This is a genomic window from Streptomyces sp. NPDC021100, from assembly GCF_044333095.1.
In the GTDB taxonomy this organism is placed as follows: domain Bacteria; phylum Actinomycetota; class Actinomycetes; order Streptomycetales; family Streptomycetaceae; genus Streptomyces.
The window spans coordinates 282920-295560 of the sequence record NZ_JBIRQH010000001.1 but is presented as its reverse complement, the minus strand read 5'-3'; the positions used below and the strand labels follow the sequence as shown (position 1 = coordinate 295560).

Annotated in this window: 12 protein-coding genes; 4 read left to right on the top strand and 8 right to left on the bottom strand. The window is 73.6% G+C overall.

Going from position 1 to position 12641, the window contains the following annotated elements:
• Window positions 1-26: 26 nt before the first annotated feature.
• From ACH4PU_RS01360 to ACH4PU_RS01345, 4 genes are all read right to left on the bottom strand, one after another.
• The gene (locus ACH4PU_RS01360; RefSeq protein WP_398264367.1) at window positions 27-890 is read right to left on the bottom strand and encodes a carbohydrate ABC transporter permease; all 864 of its coding nucleotides are present in this window, start codon (window positions 888-890) and stop codon (window positions 27-29) included.
• Entirely contained in the window at window positions 887-2254 is a 1368-nt protein-coding gene (locus tag ACH4PU_RS01355) for an extracellular solute-binding protein (protein WP_398264365.1), read from the bottom strand. Before ACH4PU_RS01355 ends, ACH4PU_RS01360 begins: the two co-directional genes overlap by 4 nt.
• Before the next feature lie 223 nt (window positions 2255-2477).
• The gene (locus ACH4PU_RS01350; protein WP_398264363.1) at window positions 2478-3200 is read right to left on the bottom strand and encodes a response regulator; all 723 of its coding nucleotides are present in this window, start codon (window positions 3198-3200) and stop codon (window positions 2478-2480) included.
• Window positions 3197-4858: an ATP-binding protein gene (locus ACH4PU_RS01345; protein ID WP_398264361.1), complete on the bottom strand. Its 1662-nt coding sequence runs from the start codon at window positions 4856-4858 to the stop codon at window positions 3197-3199. Before ACH4PU_RS01345 ends, ACH4PU_RS01350 begins: the two co-directional genes overlap by 4 nt.
• A 381-nt stretch (window positions 4859-5239) precedes the next feature.
• On the opposite strand from ACH4PU_RS01345, the gene ACH4PU_RS01340 reads away from it, so the two are divergent.
• The gene (locus tag ACH4PU_RS01340) at window positions 5240-6535 is read left to right on the top strand and encodes a cation:dicarboxylate symporter family transporter (RefSeq protein ID WP_398265313.1); all 1296 of its coding nucleotides are present in this window, start codon (window positions 5240-5242) and stop codon (window positions 6533-6535) included.
• A 166-nt stretch (window positions 6536-6701) separates the two neighbouring features.
• On the opposite strand, the gene ACH4PU_RS01335 is transcribed toward ACH4PU_RS01340, so the two are convergent.
• Window positions 6702-7325, bottom strand: a complete 624-nt coding sequence (locus ACH4PU_RS01335; protein WP_398264359.1) for a TetR/AcrR family transcriptional regulator — start codon at window positions 7323-7325, stop codon at window positions 6702-6704.
• A 144-nt stretch (window positions 7326-7469) separates the two neighbouring features.
• Here ACH4PU_RS01335 and ACH4PU_RS01330 point away from each other — a divergent pair, with 144 nt between their 5' ends.
• On the top strand, window positions 7470-9134 hold the full coding sequence (locus tag ACH4PU_RS01330; RefSeq protein WP_398264357.1) for an MFS transporter: 1665 nt from the start codon (window positions 7470-7472) through the stop codon (window positions 9132-9134).
• Between the two features lie 80 nt (window positions 9135-9214).
• Here ACH4PU_RS01330 and ACH4PU_RS01325 read toward each other — a convergent pair whose 3' ends face one another.
• Window positions 9215-9616, bottom strand: a complete 402-nt coding sequence (locus ACH4PU_RS01325; RefSeq protein ID WP_398265310.1) for an NUDIX domain-containing protein — start codon at window positions 9614-9616, stop codon at window positions 9215-9217.
• A 24-nt stretch (window positions 9617-9640) separates the two neighbouring features.
• Between ACH4PU_RS01325 and ACH4PU_RS01320 the strand changes: the two genes are divergently transcribed.
• Complete coding sequence (locus ACH4PU_RS01320; protein ID WP_398265385.1) at window positions 9641-9907, top strand: hypothetical protein; 267 nt, start codon at window positions 9641-9643, stop codon at window positions 9905-9907.
• A gap of 22 nt (window positions 9908-9929) precedes the next feature.
• Here ACH4PU_RS01320 and ACH4PU_RS01315 read toward each other — a convergent pair whose 3' ends face one another.
• Window positions 9930-10499, bottom strand: coding sequence for a hypothetical protein (locus ACH4PU_RS01315; RefSeq protein ID WP_398264355.1), 570 nt, complete (start codon window positions 10497-10499; stop codon window positions 9930-9932).
• A 169-nt stretch (window positions 10500-10668) separates the two neighbouring features.
• On the bottom strand, window positions 10669-11874 hold the full coding sequence (locus ACH4PU_RS01310; protein WP_398264353.1) for an MFS transporter: 1206 nt from the start codon (window positions 11872-11874) through the stop codon (window positions 10669-10671).
• Between the two features lie 88 nt (window positions 11875-11962).
• On the opposite strand from ACH4PU_RS01310, the gene ACH4PU_RS01305 reads away from it, so the two are divergent.
• A complete protein-coding gene (locus ACH4PU_RS01305; RefSeq protein WP_398264351.1) occupies window positions 11963-12604 on the top strand; it encodes a CGNR zinc finger domain-containing protein in 642 nt (213 codons plus the stop codon).
• Window positions 12605-12641 lie beyond the last annotated feature (37 nt).

Here is a 12641-nt window from a genome sequence, read left to right as displayed (position 1 = left end):
CCGCGGGGTGGGAGACAGGCCCGGCTTCACTTCTCGCGCAGCAGCCGCAGGTATACCGCCGAGAACAACCCGCCGACGAGCAGCAGGAGTAGCGCGACCGCCGTCCCGTAGCCGATCAGGGACTTGAGGAAGGCCTGGTCGTACATGAAGACGGGGAGGGTCTCGCTGCGGTGGGCCGGGCCGCCTCGGGTCATGGACCAGATGAGGCCGAAAACCGACAGTGTTTGCAGGGTGTTGAGCATGAGGTTGGTGCCGATGGTGCGGCGGAGCATGGGGAGGGTGATGTAGCGGAAGCGGCGGAGGCCGGTGGCGCCGTCGACGAGGGCGGCCTCGGTCACGTCCTGGGGGATGCCGTCCAGCGCGGCCGAGTAGACCAGCATGGAGAACGCGGTGCCGCGCCAGACGTTGGCGAAGGAGACGGCCAGGATGGGCAGGGTGAACAGCCAGTTCTGGGTGGGCAGATGGAGGGCGTCCAGGATGTTGTTGAGGGTGCCGCGCCGGTGGAAGAAGGTGTAGAGGAGGAAGCCCGCCACGATCTCCGGGACCACCCACGCGGCGATCACGATCGTGCCGGTGACCGCGCGGACCGGCCGGGACGCGTGCCGCATCAGGGCGGCGAGCGCGAAGCCCAGGGTGTTCTGGCCGACGAGGGACGACAGGACCGTGAAGACGAGGGTGAGGACGACCGCGTTCCGGAAGTCCTCGTCCGCGAAGGCGCGCCGGAAGTTGTCCAGTCCGACCCAGGACGCCGACGCCTGGCCGGTGAGCCGGGTGTCGGTGAAGGCGGTCCCGACGCACCAGACGACCGGTCCGGCCAGGAAGAGGAGCAGCAGGACGGTGGCGGGGGCGAGGGGGAGCCAGCGGGTGAGCGCTCGGCGGCGGGCGGTCATCGGCCGGCCCCCGCCGTGTCGGCGACGGACCGCAGCTCCTCGTCGTAGTCCCGCGCGGCCCGGGCCGGCGCGGCGTCGCCCGTGGCGACCTCCTCCATCGCCTCCTGCAGCGCGGACGACACCTGCGGGTAGACGGGCAGGGCCGGGCGGTGGCGGGTGACCGCGACCAGGCCGGTGAAGAAGTCGATGCCCGGGACGTACGTCCGGTAGCGCGCGTCGTCGGCGACGTCGTCCCGGACGGCGATCTGCCCGTCGCGGACCGTCCAGTCGAGGGCGTTCGACCGGGTCTGGAGGGTTTCCACCACCTGCCAGGCCAGGTCCGCCTTGCGGGAGCGGGCGGCGACGGCCCACGCCCAGCCGCCGGAGAGGCTGACCCGGCCGGGGGCCGCGCCGTGCTGGGTGGGGAAGGCGGCCCGGCCCAGCACCCGCGACCAGGCGGGCCACGGTCTGCTGCCGTCCGGCTGCCAGTTCTTGCCGAGCCAGTTGCCGTCCAGGGCGATGGCGAGCTTCCCCTTGGGCAGCCACTCGGCGGTGACGCGCGTGCTGACGTTGGGGTCGAGGGCGTCGGCCGGGTCCGGGCCGAGCTTCTCGGCGTAGACGGTACGGACGAACTCCAGCGCGTCCACGAAGCCTTGGCGGCCGGTCAGCCACTTCTTCCGCGCCGGGTCGTACAGCGGGTCCCGCCCGGTGCCGTACAGCAGCATCTCGAACCCCTGCATGGCCGCCGCCTCGCCCGGGCCCCTGCCCGTGTACAGGTGGAACGGGATCACCCCGGGGACCCGGTCCCGGACGGCCCGGGCCGCGGCGAGGACGTCGTCCCAGGTCCGCGGCTGCCAGTCGGCCGGCAGACCGGCCCGGGCGAAGATCTCCTTGTTGAACCACAGCCCCCGGGTGTCCGTCCCGTCCGGCACGCCGTAGGTCTTCCCGTCCTCCGCCGTCACCAGCGCCCTGGCGGCCGGCAGATACCGCTTCCAGTCCTGCCAGCCGGCCAGCTTGTCGTCCAGCGGTCTGAGGTAGCCCGACGCGACGTCCGAGTCGATGAGGGAGGTGTCCTCGCGGACCAGGTCCGGCGCGGTCCGCGGCGAGCGCATCATCTGTTGCACCTTGACGGCGTAGTCGTCCTGCGCGGCCTGGACGGGAACGAGCTCCATCTTCCGGCCCGGGTGCTCCCGCTCGAACTGCCGCTTCACACCCGTCAGGTAGTCGTCCAGGATGCGGTACTTGTTGTCGGTGCTGCGCTGGTAGACGACCCGGACGGTGTCCGGGTCGCCGCCCGGGGCCCCGCAGGCGGTGAGCGCCGTGGCGGTCAGCACGGCGGCGAGGAGCGCGGTGGTGAGAGGGCGTGCGGGGACGGTGGGGTGCACAAGGGCAGTGGGACGCACAGGGGGTGTGGGACGCACAGGGGCTGTGGGGCGCACGGGCGACCTCCTCCGGCCGGAGCCTGCGTGCGGCCCGCGGCGGGCCCGGCGGCTCGGTGGCACCCGGTAACGTTCCCTGCCCGCCGCCCGGGTACGCGCGGGGGACGTCGTACGGCGAACGCCGCGCCGGGCCGCGCGCCGGGCTCCGTCCCGCCTCGCGGCCCGCCCCTCAGCCCCCGCTCAGCCAGCGGTAGCGCAGCTCCGGCCGTCCCACCTGCCCGTACAGCGGCGCCCGTGCCGCCCGCCCGGTGTCGACCAGGTGCTCAAGGTAACGGCGGGCGGTGATCCGGGAGATGCCCACCGCGCCGCCGGCCGTCGTGGCGGAGAGGCCGTCCGGGCCGGCCGTGCGCAGGGTGTCCGTGATCGCCGCCAGGGTGTCGGTGCTCAGCCCCTTGGGCAGGACGGCGGGGCGGGGGGCGCGCAGTGCGCCGAGTGCGCGGTCCACCTCGTCCTGGCCGCTGGCCTCGCCCGCGACGGACCGGAACTCGGCGTACCGCACCAGCCGGTCGCGCAGGGTAGTGAAGGTGAACGGCTTGAGCACGTACTGCACGACGCCGAGCGACACGCCCTCCCGGACCACGGCCAGGTCGCGGGCCGAGGTGACGGCGATGACGTCCGCCGTGTGCCCGGCGGAGCGCAAGGAGCGCAGCAGCCGCAGTCCGTGGCCGTCGGGGAGGTAGAGGTCGAGGAGCAGCAGGTCGGCGGGGAAGCGCTTGAGGAACTGCGAGGCGTCGCCCACCGAGTGCGCCACCCCGGCCACGGCGAAGCCCGGGACGCGCCGGACGTAGAGGGCGTGGGCGTCGGCGGCCACGGGGTCGTCCTCCACGACGAGTACGCGGATCGGCAGCGTCGGCGGTGGTGGCGGTGCCGTGGGTGGCGCGGGCGGTGTCACGGCCGCTCACCGGCTTCGCCCGGCGCCGCGGCGCTGATGCCCAGCGGCAGCCGGACCGTGAACTCCGCGCCCCCGGACGGTCCCCGGCCCGCCTCCGCCGTCCCCCCGTTGCGCACCGCCGCCTGGTGGACCAGGGCCAGGCCCAGGCCGTGGCCGTGGGGGGCGTCGCCGGGGGCCTTGGTGGACCAGCCGCGCCGGAAGACCTCGTCGGCCGTCCCGGGGGCCAGGCCGGGGCCGGTGTCGGTGACGCGCAGGAGGAGGTCGTCGCCGTCCGGGCGGACGGTCACGGTGACCCGGGCGGCGCCGGCGGGGAGGCCGTCGCCGGGGCGGGGACCGGCCGCGTCCACCGCGTTGTCGATGAGGTTGCCGAGGACGGTGACGAGGTCGCGGGTGGGCAGGTCGGGCGGCAGCAGGCCGTCGTCCACGTGGCTGTCGGGGGAGAGCAGCAGTTCCACGCCGTGCTCGTTGGCGTGGGCGGCCTTGCCGAGCAGCAGCGCGGCGAGGACGGGTTCGGCGACGGCGGCCACCACCTGGTCGGTGAGGGCCTGGGCGAGTTCGAGTTCGGCGGTGGCGAAGCCGATGGCCTCCTCGGCGCGGCCGAGTTCGATCAGCGAGACGACGGTGTGCAGCCGGTTGGCGGCCTCGTGCGCCTGGGAGCGCAGCGCTTCGGCGAAGCCCCGGACGGAGTCCAGTTCCCCGCTGAGGGCCTGGAGTTCGGTGTGGTCCCTGAGGGTGACGACGGTGCCGCGGCGCTGACCGCCGGACACCGGCGAGGTGTTGACGACGAGCGTCCGGTCGGCGGTCAGGTGCAGTTCGTCGACGCGCGGCTCGGGCGCCAGCAGGGCGTCGGTCAGCGAGCGGGGGAGGCCGAGGTCGGTGACGTGCCGGCCGATGGCGTCCGTCCCGCGCAGCCCGAGCAGTTCCCGGCCGCCGTCGTTGACGAGAGCCACTCTGCGCTGCCCGTCCAGCATCAGCAGCCCCTCGCGTACCGCGTGCAGGGCGGCCTCGTGGTAGTCGTGCATCCGGGCCAGCTCGGTGGCGTTCATCCCGTGGGTGTGCCGCCGCAGCCGCCGGTTGAGGACGTACGTCCCGGCGCCGCCGAGCGCGAGGACGGCCGCGGCGAAGACGAGCAGGGCGACGACCTGGCGGCGGTGGCGCGCGCTGATCGCGTCGACCGTGATGCCGGCGCTGACCAGGGCGGTGACCTTGCCGTGCCGGTCCCGGACGGGGGCGACGGCCCGTACGGACGGCCCGAGCGTGCCGGTGTACGTCTCCGCGAACACCCGTCCCGCCAGCGCCGGCCCGGTGTGGCCGAGGAAGGGCTCGCCGATCCTGGCCGGGTCGGGGTGCGTCCAGCGCGTGCCGCCCGGGCTCATGATCGTCACGAAGTCCACGTCCGTGTCGTGCCGGACCCGCTCGGCGTAGGGCTGGAGCGTGCGCGAGGGGTCCGCCGTCCCGGCCGCCTCGGCGACGGCGGGGGACGCGGCCACCGCCGTCGCGGTCGCGGTCACCTGCCGGCGGGCGGCCTTCTCGGCCTCCGCGCGGTCGGAGATCCAGGCGAACGCGGCGCACCCCGCCACCACCGCGGCCACCAGCACGATCTGCACGGCGAAGAGCTGGCCGGCGAGGCTGCGGGAACGTATGCGAGGTGTGCGCATGGCCGACAGTGTGCACCGCGGTCCATTCGTGAACGTAATGCACGCAAGGGTGACCGCGGTCACAGCGGCGTGCATAGTCTCCGGGACCCCCCTCACGGGGAGCGGGACCCCGCCGAACGGACGGGCGGGTCCGACCCGCGGAGCCGCGACGACGAGGAGCCCCACGTGACACCCGTGACGACGACGTCACCGTCCACCCCACCGGACCCGCCGGAACGACCGGAACAGACAGATGGGGCGGATCGGTCGGAACAGCCGGATAAGCCGGAACGGCCGGACCAGTCGGAACGGCCGGACCAGTCGGAACGGCCGGAACCGCAGGCGCGGCCGGCCGGGAAGCGGGACCGGACCCACTACCTCTACCTCGCCGTCATCGCAGCGGTGCTGGCCGGCATCGCGGTCGGCTTCGCCGCCCCCGGCACGGCCGTCGAACTCAAGCCGCTGGGCACGGGATTCGTCAATCTCATCAAGATGATGATCTCGCCCGTCATCTTCTGCACGATCGTGCTCGGCATCGGATCGGTCCGCAAGGCGGCCAAGGTCGGCGTGGTGGGCGGGCTGGCGCTCGGTTACTTCCTCCTGATGTCGAGCGTGGCGCTGGCCGTCGGCCTGCTCGTCGGCAATCTGCTGGAGCCCGGCAGCGGCCTGCACCTGACGGAGGCCCTCCGGCACGCCGGCGAGGCGCAGGCCCAGACCGCGCACAAATCGACCACCGCGTTCCTGCTCGGCATCATCCCCACCACCCTGGTGTCCGCCCTCACCGGCGGTGAGGTGCTGCAGACGCTGCTGGTCGCGCTGCTGGCGGGCTTCGGCCTGCAGGCCATGGGCGGCGCGGGGGAGCCGGTGCTGCGCGGCATCGGGCACCTTCAGAAGCTGGTCTTCCGGGTCCTGTCCATGATCATGTGGCTGGCGCCGGTGGGAGCCTTCGGCGCCATCGCCGCGGTGGTCGGGGCGACCGGCGTCGACGCGCTGAAGTCGCTGGCCGTCATCATGATCGGCTTCTATACGACCTGTCTGCTGTTCGTCGTGGTGATCCTGGGAACGCTGCTGCGTCTGGTGGCCGGCGTGAACATCTTCCGGCTGCTGAAGTACCTGGGGCGGGAGTTCCTGCTGATCCTCTCCACCTCGTCGTCGGAGTCGGCGCTGCCCCGGCTCATCGCGAAGATGGAGCACCTGGGCGTCAGCCGGCCCGTCGTCGGCATCACCGTGCCGACCGGCTACTCGTTCAACCTCGACGGCACCGCCATCTACCTCACCATGGCCTCGCTGTTCATCGCGGAGGCGATGGGCACGCCGCTCGACCTGGGGCAGCAGGTCTCGCTGCTGCTGTTCATGATCATCGCGTCCAAGGGTGCGGCGGGCGTCACCGGCGCCGGGCTGGCCACCCTCGCGGGCGGCCTCCAGTCGCACCGGCCCGAACTCGTCGACGGCGTCGGCCTGATCGTCGGCATCGACCGCTTCATGAGCGAGGCGCGCGCCATGACCAACTTCGCGGGGAACGCCGTCGCGACCGTGCTCGTCGGCACCTGGACGAAGGAGATCGACCGGGAGCGGGCCCAGGAGGTCCTCGCCGGGCGGCTGCCCTTCGACGAGAGCACGCTGACGGCGGAGGAGGGCGCGCACGGGGCGCCGCCGCCGGAACCGCGGGAGGTGGAGCGGGCGCCGGCGGGCGTCTGACAGCGGTCGCGCTTCGGGGCGGCGCGTTCGAGGTGGCAGGTTCCGAGGCGACGCGTTACGAGGCGGCGGGAGCCGAGGTGACGCGTTTCCAGGCGACACGTTCCAGGGGGCGCCGGACGGGATTCCGTCCGGCGCCCCCTGGAACGTCTCCTGACGGAGCGAAGCGTCAGCCCGCCGCCGCGCCTTCCGCCGCGATCCGCTCCACCAGCTCCGCCGCCTCGTCCGCCCGGACGCCCGCCGCCGTCAGGACCGTTACAGCGGCCGAGCGGCCCGCCCGTTCCGGCGGCAGCAGCCCGTCGTTGACGGCCTGGAGCAGCCCGAAGAGGATCTGCTCGTGCACGTAGGCGAGGGCCGCCGCGGGCAGGACGGACGTGAAGCGCCCCGCCTCCAGGCCGCGCCGCAGCAGCGCCTCGCTCTCCCGCCGGACCGGCTCCAGCCGGCGCAGGATCCCCTCCACCGTGACGCTGCGCTGCGCCATGGAGACCAGCAGGCGGTAGCCGTCGGCGATCTCCCACACCGCGAGGATCGCGCGGGCCAGCGCCTCCGCCGCGTCGCCGGGGTCGCCGACGGCCCGCAGCGCCTCGGCCCGCGCCGCGCCGACCGTCTCCGCCGCGTCGTCCACCAGGGCCGCGACCAGCGCGTCGCGGCCGGGGAAGTGGCCGTAGACGGTGCGCCGAACGACGCCGGCCGACCGGGCGATCTGGTCCATGCTCGCCTCGGGGTCGCGCAGCAACTCCGCGAGGGCGACGTCCAGGATGCGGCGGCGATTGGCGTCCGCTCTGCCGGTCATCGGTTCTCTTCTCCGTCGGGCCCGTCCGGCCCGCCCAGGGCCTTCTTCCCCCCTCATTTTGCACACTGCCGTCCACCCCCCTTACATTGCACACCAGTGGGTAATTGCACAACCGTGTGCAAGAACGAGGAAAGGACGAACACCATGCGCCTGGGGATATCGCGTCCCGTCGACGCGATGGACGGGCCGTACGCGCGCCGCTGGTGGGCACTGGGGGTGCTCTGCATCAGCCTGCTGATCATCGTCATGGCGAACACGTCGCTGACGGTGGCCGCCCCGGACATGGTCCAGAGCCTCGGCCTCGGCAGCTCCGACCTCCAGTGGGTCATCGACGGCTACACCGTCCCGTACGCCGCGCTGATGCTGATCCTGGGCGCGGTCGGTGACAAGTACAGCCGCCGCGGCGCCCTCGTCCTGGGCCTCCTGGTGTTCGCCGGGTCGTCGGTCGCGGGCTCGCTCGTGGACAGCGCGGCGGGCGTCATCGCGTCCCGCGCGGCGATGGGCGTCGGGGCGGCCATGATCATGCCGGCGACGCTGTCGCTGCTCGCCGCGACCTTCCCGCGCGCCGAGCGGGCCAAGGCCATCACCATCTGGACGGCCACCGCCGGCCTCGCCATCGCCGTCGGCCCGCTGGTCGCGGGCGCGCTGCTGGAGGACCACGGCTGGGCCTCGACGTTCCTGATCAACGTGCCGATCGCGCTGCTGGGCGCGGTGGGCGCGCTGTTCCTGGTCCCGCCGTCCAAGGCGGAGAACGTCGAGAAGATCGACTACGTCGGCGGCCTGCTGTCCGTCATCTGGGTCGGCTCCCTGATCTACATGATCATCGAGGGCCCGCACTTCGGCTGGGGCGCCAAGGCCATCACCGCCGCGGTCGTGGCCGGCGTCGGCCTCGTCTGCTTCGTGCTGTGGGAGCTGCGCCACCCGCGTCCGGTGCTGGACGTGCGCCGCTTCGCCAAGCGGGCCTTCGCGGGCTCGACGCTGGCGGTCGCCCTGTTCTTCCTCGCCGTCTTCGGCGCCTTCTACTACCTCACGCAGCACCTGCAGTTCGTCCTCGGCTACTCGCCGCTGGACACCGGTATCCGGATGCTGCCGCTGGCCGGCGCGGTGTTCGTGGGCGGCGCGCTGACCGCGTTCCTCACCCCGCGGTTCGGCATGAAGATCACGGTCGCGCTGGGCATGACCGTCGGTACGGTCGCCATCGCGCTGCTCACGCGCGTCGACGCGTCCTCGTCGTACGACGACTTCGTGCTGCCGCTGATCATCCTGGGCCTGGCCATCGGCCTGTCCCTGTCGCCGTGCACCAACGCCATCATGGGCTCCTTCCCGGAGAGCCAGCTGGGCGTCGGCGGTGCCGTCAACAGCACCTCCATCGAGCTCGGCGGCTCCCTCGGCATCGCCATCCTCGGCACGGTGCTCGCCAAGACGTACTCCTCCAACCTCGGTGACGCCGCCGCCAAGGCCGCCGCCGCGGGCGGCCCCAAGCTGCCGGAGAAGGCGCTCTCCGCCGCCCAGGACTCGGTCGGCGCGGGCCTCTACGTCGCCAAGGAGGTCGGCAAGCAGGTCACGGCCGGCGCCGCGCCCAAGGTCGGCCCGGAGAAGGCCGCCGCCCTCGGCGCCCAGCAGGCCCAGACCGTCGTCGACGCCGTCCACAAGGCGTTCGCCGACGCGGTCGCCCACACCAGCGTCGTCGGCGCCGTGATCCTCGGCATCGGCACCGTCGTCGTCGCCCTCCTCCTCCCGCGCAAGGCGGCCCAGCCGCAGGCCGCCACGGCGGAGCGGTCGGAGGAACGGGAGTCCGAGCGGGTCTGAGGCCTGACGGCTCTCGGCCGAAGCCCGTCGCCGACAGCGCCCGTATCCCTGAGGAGCCCCTCACGGATACGGGCGCACTGTCATTCCCGAACGTCCGTACGCAGGTGCCGCGAAACCCCGTCTCCCAGCGAGGCGACGGCGGCGGCGAACCGCCGTGCCATACGGGAGTTCAGCAGCCCCCGGGCCCGCCCGGGCGCGACGAACGCCGGCTCGGACAGTTCCCCGTCGCAGGGACGGAGACCGGCGGCCACCGCCGCGTCGAGCACGCCGCCGTCGAAGACGAAGGCGATCTGATCGTCCCAAGGCCCGTGCGGCGCCACCCAGTCGACGACGAGCAGCCCCCGTACCGTCACCGCCGGGCCCAACTCCTCCCGCAACTCCCGCACCGCGGCGAGGTCAGGCGCCTCGTTGGCCTCGGCCATCCCGGCGGCGTACTGTCGAGTGTTGACGATCCAGTACGAGGGTTGGGGCTTGTGGTCCAGTTGCGGTGTGAGGCGGTGCGTTGGGTGAGTGACGAGCCCATCCCCGGGTGGGTGGAGGTGCGGTTCACGGACGCGGCCGGGCGGAAATGGTCGGTGTTCGACAAGCCTCCGGTCTTCGACGAGCTGGATGTGCTCAGGCCGGACTCGTCCTACCCGGTGGACGTCACGATCGCCTGCGTGGTCCTTGGGGAGCGCGACGGGCTGGTCACCGTCTCCACTACTCCGCACCATGTCGAGACGCCGGACGGACGCGATGAGTTCGTGGTGCGGCGGGAGCAGCTCGTCGGCTGATCGAGCACCGGAGGGCACCGCCCTACCCGGTCCTGTCCCGCAGCGTGTAACCGCCCGCGATCACGCGGGCGTCGGTGGCCGAGGCCATGCACTTGGTGAGCATCGGCTGTCCCTTCGGGGACGGTGCCGCCAGCCCTATGCGGCTGGGACCGGCGCCCTTCGGGGCGATGTAGAAGCTGACGCCCATGCGGGCGTGCTCGGGGAACATGGTGCGCCAGGGGCGGTCGGGGCTGGTGCGGGTGAGGGTGCCGGTGACGACCGCGGTGGGGCCGCCGGTGCGGAGGCAGTCGACCGTGAAGTCACCCCAGTAGACCTTGGCCTGCTTCCCGGTGCCGATCTTGTGCGAGAGGCGGAAGGTGCCCCAGGACTTGGTAGGGAAGGTGGGGCCGTTCGTGTAGGCGGCGTGGGCGTCGACGGTCAGGCGGACGTCCTCCGTGGCGATGGCGTACTCCATGCGTCCCGAGCCCCGTAGCGCGGACACCGGCGTGCGGTCGGCGCCCTTCGTCGTCGTCGCGGCGTCCGCCACGCCGGCCGTGGCCGTCGTCGTGAGGGCCAGGGCGAGGAGGGCGGCGGTGCGGAAGGTCTTGTTCATCGGTGCTCCGGTTCGGGAGGGCTGCCGGCCGGGGGAACACGTCGATCATGGCTGGGGACGGGGCCGGGTGCCTCCGCCGCGAGGCCCGTTCCGCTCCGTCGTGCGGGTGAAGTCCGGTGCTGGGGGCGATCCGGTGCGGCGGGCCGCGCCGGCCGTTCGCGGTGCCGCGTTACGCGGGTACGGCGTCGGTCCGTCCCGCGGCGCTGACCAGCGGGCCGACCGCGAGGAGCTGGGTGGCCGCCAAGGCGAGGCAGACGGCCGCGGTGCCGGTCCACAGGGCCGTGACGCCGGCGTGTTCCAGGATCTGCGTGGCGGTGACCGGGGCGGCGACCGTGGCGACGCCCCAACTGACGCCGTACGCCGCCAGGTAGCGATCGGCGCCGCCGGGTGGTGCCAGGTCCGCCACGACGCCGAGGATCCGGCCCAGGACGAGTACGTCGCCCAGGCTCCACAGGACCGTGGCCGCCAGGAAAGCGGGCAGGCCGTGCGCCGGCGCGTAGCCCGCCAGGCCGGCTGCCATCAAGGTGTGGCCGAGGGCGAGGGCCGCGGAGTCGGGGAGCGTGGCGAGGCGGCGCAGGCGCAGGGCGGGCTGGGACGCGACGACGGTCACGGCCGAGGCGCTGAACAGCAGTCCGGCGTCGGACGGTTGGAGGCCACGGTGGGTGAGGGTCAGCGGCAGCGCCATCGTGATCTGCATGGAGACGAGGGCGAAGACGGTGCCGGAGGCGAACAGGGCCCACAGCGCGCGGTCCCGCCACGGGTGGACCGGCTCGGGGCGTCCGCCGCGCTCGGCGGTCCGCCGGCCGGGGTGATCGGCGGGCAGCGCGAAGCGGAGCGTCAGCGCGCAGGCGAGGCAGGTGAGAGCGTCGGCGACGAACAGCCAGCGCAGGTCCCACCGGCCCAGGGCGGCGGCGATCAGGCCGGCGCCCGTACCGCCGGCCGCGAGCGCGGCGTTGAGCAGGCTGTAGGCGCGCACCCGGTCGGCCGGGCCGACCGCGTCGGCGATCATCGCCTGGCTCGGCGGTTCGTAGAGCTCGAAGGCCAGGCCGAGGAGGACCGCGAAGACCGCCACCGCGGTCAGGGAGCCGGCGGCCGCGATGCCCAGTTGCGCGAGCGCACAGCCGGTGAGGCCGAGCACGATGGTACGGCGCCGCCCGAGGCGCGTCGCCAGGTGGCCGCCTGCCAGGCGGGACGGGATCGTCGCGAGCCCGAAGGCGGCGGAGAGCAGCCCCGCCGTGGTGGCGCTCGCGCCGAAGTCGGTGCTGATCAGGACGGTCAGGAAGGGCAGGGAGAAGGCGCCGAGCCGGTTGATCGCCCGCGCCGCCACCAGCAGCCATACGATGCGCGGCAGCCCCGGCCCCGTCGCTGTCCCCACGACCATCCCCCCGCCGTCCTCGCGTAACTGGTGAATCGAGTAACGTCGGTTACGGACGCTAGCCCCGGAAGGAGTGACTGGTCAAGTGATGTTCGACAGTCACGTCGCGATGCTGCTGGACCAAGCCGTAGCGCTCGTGAACACGTTGACCGACGGAACCGCGCGCGGCCGCCCCTACGCCGCGCCCCGCGGAACCGGGCTCCGGGCCGCGGTCGATGCCGCGATACCCCGCACCGCCTCCTCGCTGCCGCGCGACATCGACGACGAGCAGGCCGCGTATCTGTCCGGAGCGGCGGGGCGCATGCGGGACGTCTTCCAGGCCATGCAGGACGGGCGGTTGGACGACGCCGCGGCGGCCGTGAACGACCTGCTGCGCGACACCGCCGCCCGGCCGCGGCTGGACCGGGGCGTGGGCGAACCCTGGCAGCTGCACTTCCACGGCCCCGACGACTCCTTCGCCGCGGGGTCCAGCGCCGCCTGCGCCACCGCGCTCGCCGTGGCGGTGGGCGGCGGCCTCGCCGGGCGGCTGGGCGTCTGCCGTGCCGACCGCTGCGACCGCGTCTACGTCGACCTCTCCCGCAACGCCGCCCGCCGGTTCTGTTCCACCGCCTGCCAGAACCGCGCCAAGGCCGCGGCCTTCCGCGCCCGCCAGGACGCCCGCGACTCCCGCCCGGGCGACCGCGACTCCCGCCAGCACGCCCGCGACTCCCACCCGGGCGACCGCGACTGACGCGGTCCCGGTGCGGGCGCCTCATGGGGCCGCCACG